The following is a 3,726-nucleotide window of genomic DNA, read 5'->3' on the forward strand; positions in this document are numbered from 1 at the left end:
GACGCGGGGCGGGAGCGGCCGGCGCGAGTCCGGGCGGTGGACCGTCACCGGGCGCCACGAGTGCCGCGACCGCTTCCGGCGGCAGGTGCGGTTCGATCGCTGTCGCCACCGAGTTCGTCGCGTCGGCGACCGCTTGCTGCGCGGCAGGCCGCACCGATTCGGGTAGCGCGGCGACCATGTCTGCCACCTGCTTGTCGACACCCGGCGCGGATTGTTCGAACGACTCGATGACCTGTGTTACCTGATCCTTGACTTCCCCCGGAATGTCGATTCCCTGCACCAGTGCGCTTGCGGCCGTAGCCACCGCAACGATCACGGCCGACGCGTCGACTGACATACGCGAACTCCCCACCATCCGAATCCGGAACGCCTTCACCGTACGTTGTGAGATCAATCACCGGTACGGTTTCCCCACGTTCATATCACATATATGTGAGAACGTGTTTCACTATTCGGCTTGCCGGCGTGTTTGCCGTCACCCCGTACCCGAGGTTACAGAAAACTTGGTGCACGTGACCGGCGACACCCGCCGGACGTGCGAGCACGTCGTCAGTCGCTTCCGCCCGACAACCGATCCAGAAGAACCGTGGGGTCGAGATCCGGGTCGTCGAGCAATCCGAGTACCGCAGACCGCTGCTGCTGAGCGACCGTTTCGACGCCTCCGACGATCAGCCAGGCGTCCTCGACCGGGACGACCCGCGTACACAGCAGGTCGCCGGCGCGCACACTGCGACTCGCAGCCCGGTCCGCGATCTCGTAGGTCCCGCCGGTGCGGAGATCCAGCAACACCATCGATTCACCTCGCTGAACATTCTCCACCTCGAACAGCGAACGCGTCACCGCCAGCCACTGCCCCGCCAACGCCCGTTCATCCTCAGGGAGCAGGGCACCGCGCTGTTCGACGAACTGCGCGAAGGCCCCGAACTCGAACAACGTCACATCGGTGACCAGCGGATCGACGATCGCCGCCAGATAGGCCTCGTCACCACCGTCACCGTGCGCGACGCGAACCTCCGCAAGCTCGAACAACAGCGCGGACCACTCGGGACGTTCGGTGTGCAGCACGGCCTTCTGGTACAGCCACGCCGCGCGCTCGATCAGCGGATGGTCTGCCTTGCCGAGATGACACACCTTGTACTTGCGGCCGGAACCACACCAGCAGCGATCGTTGCGGCCGAGATCGGGACGGTCGACCGGCCGATAGAATCGCAGCACCTCGTACAGTGGTTCGTTGTCTCCACCGACGATCTGATCGAGCAGGGTGAGGCCGCGCGCCGCGTCACCGCGGTCGGAGGCGATCTGCGCGAGCGCGATCAGCGCGGGCACAAAATCGATGTCGGCACCGTGCGACCGCTCGTAGTGGCTCTCCGCATCCTGCATCCGGCCGTCGAACTCGGCTGCTCGCCCCGCAAACCAGTGCGCGGGCGCCGCGATACGGCGGGATCCGAAGGCCAACAGGACGTCCGCCGCGCGCGCGAGCGCGGTGGGCGTGAGTTCACGTCGAACGATCTCGCCCATCACGACCGATGCCACGTACGAATCGGCCAGTCCCAGATACAGCGCGGCACCGGCGTCGACCAATCGCATGTCGGGTTCGGCACCGTCGTCGAACGATTCGACGAGCGCCAGGAACGCCAGAACATCCGGAAGCACGTCCCGGTCGAGTTCGAGTATGTCGGCGTAGTGCGCGAGACTGCGTTCGCGCGCGTGTTCGGTGAAGTCGAATCCACGTGGGGCGATGAAATCCCCGAATCGGTCGAAACCGGCGCCATTGATCCATTCGTCGACCGGAACGGCCGGCTCGGCGAACGCGGCCGGGTCGGTCGCCACAGCAGTCAACAGCACGTCGTCGAGCACAAGCGGAAACCCGGCCCCGTCGATCAGGGCAGTGTCATCGGTCAGGGCAGCGTCGTCGATCAGGGCAGCGTCGTCGATCAGGGCAGCATCGTCGATCAGGGCAGCGACGAGTGCTGTCAGGTCGGGCCCCGCGGCGAGGTCGCCGTCGACCCGGCGCCACCGCACGTGACCGTCGGCCGACGTCACGGCGATCACATCCCCGGCCGCCCAGCCCGCCAGCGACCCACGCGGCAGCAGCAGGATCTCGTCGTCCGGAAGGTCGCCGTCCGCGAGTCCCCGCTCGACGAGGCGTCCGTCGTCCGGGTCGTTGAGAACCAACGCATGGCGCTCGTCCGTGCCACCCCACACCGGGAACAGCACGATGCCGATCTCGGCGACGCCGACAGCGTCGGCCGCGATCTCCGCGGCCGAGAGCCGATGGGTGAACACCCGACCGTCCAGCAGGGCATCACACGCGACGTTCCGCCCGTCCGGCAGCAGGTCCAGAAGGGGGTGATCGACGTCGATCACCGAGTCCTCGTCGATGTCGAAACCTGCCTCGACGAGGTGTGCGGCGAGGTCCTCGTCGGTCAGCGGACCATGCCGCCGGAGCACGTCGAGCGCGGCGACGGTGACTGCGTCCGGGAAGTCGGAGTCCGTGCTCACGGCGATCTCTAGCCCAGCGCTTGTTCGATGTCGGCGATCAGGTCCGCGGCATCCTCGATGCCCACGGACAGGCGCACCAGGTCGTCGGGCACCTCCAGCGCCGAGCCTGCGGTCGACGCGTGCGTCATCGCGCCCGGATGCTCGATGAGAGATTCGACGCCGCCGAGGGATTCGGCGAGGGTGAAGATCTCGGTGCGCTTGCAGAAGTCCAGCGCAGCGTCGCGGCCACCGGCGAGGCGCACCGAGATCATCCCACCGAACCGGCGCATCTGCTTGGCCGCGTGTGCATGCCCGGGGTGCGATTCGAGCCCCGGGTAGAGCACGTGGCTCACGGCCCGGTGACCGGCGAGCAGGTCGACGATCTGCTCGGCGTTGTCACTGTGCCGCTCCATCCGCAACGCGAGCGTCTTGATGCCGCGCAGCGTCAGGAACGCGTCGAACGGTCCGGGCACGGCGCCGGCACCGTTCTGCAGGAACGCGAACGCGGTGTCGAGTTCCTCGTCGTTCGTCACCAACGCGCCGCCGACCACATCGGAGTGGCCGCCGATGTACTTCGTCGTCGAGTGCAGCACGATGTCGGCACCGAGCGTCAACGGCTGCTGCAGATACGGGGACGCGAACGTGTTGTCCACCACCATCTTTGCGTTTCCATCATGCGCGACCTCGGCGATCGCGGCGATATCGCCGATGTTGAGCAACGGGTTCGTCGGCGTCTCGATCCAGACAATCTTGGTTTCCGGGCGGATCGCCGCACGCACCTCGTCGACATCGTTGACCGCGACCGGTGTGTACTCGATGCCCCACTGGGTGAAAACCTTGTCGATGAGACGGAACGTGCCGCCGTACGCGTCATTCGGGATCACCAGGTGGTCGCCGGGACGCAACATCGACCGCAGGACGCAGTCGGTCGCGGCCATACCGGACCCGAATGCCCTTCCGTACGAACCATTTTCGATCGCAGCAAGATTCGCTTCGAGCGGCCTGCGCGTCGGGTTGCCGGTGCGGGCGTACTCGAATCCGTTGCGCATGGAACCGACACCGTCCTGCGCGAACGTGGAGCTTGCATAGATCGGCACATTGACCGCGCCGGTCTGCGGATCGGGTTCGTAGCCGGCGTGGACGGCTCGGGTGGAGAATCCGTGACTGTGCTGATCACTCATACCGCCCAGCCTATCGGCATCGGCCCCGGCACGGTCCCGGTGACACCGAAGACGTCACCGGGAC

Annotated in this window: 2 protein-coding genes and 1 pseudogene; all 3 read right to left on the minus strand. The window is 66.5% G+C overall.

Features of this window, described 5'->3' with window-relative positions; genetic code table 11:
- Nucleotides 1-337 (minus strand): annotated as a pseudogene (locus WAX14_RS24475) (lytic transglycosylase); the annotation flags it as partial.
- Between the two features lie 212 nt (nt 338-549).
- On the minus strand, nt 550-2,502 hold the full coding sequence (locus WAX14_RS24480; RefSeq protein WP_422630636.1) for an SEC-C metal-binding domain-containing protein: 1,953 nt from the start codon (nt 2,500-2,502) through the stop codon (nt 550-552).
- A gap of 8 nt (nt 2,503-2,510) precedes the next feature.
- On the minus strand, nt 2,511-3,662 hold the full coding sequence (locus WAX14_RS24485; RefSeq protein WP_422630637.1) for a cystathionine gamma-synthase: 1,152 nt from the start codon (nt 3,660-3,662) through the stop codon (nt 2,511-2,513).
- Nucleotides 3,663-3,726: the final 64 nt, after the last annotated feature.

This window comes from Rhodococcus sp. (in: high G+C Gram-positive bacteria) (assembly GCF_049299235.1).
Lineage (GTDB): Bacteria > Actinomycetota > Actinomycetes > Mycobacteriales > Mycobacteriaceae > Rhodococcus.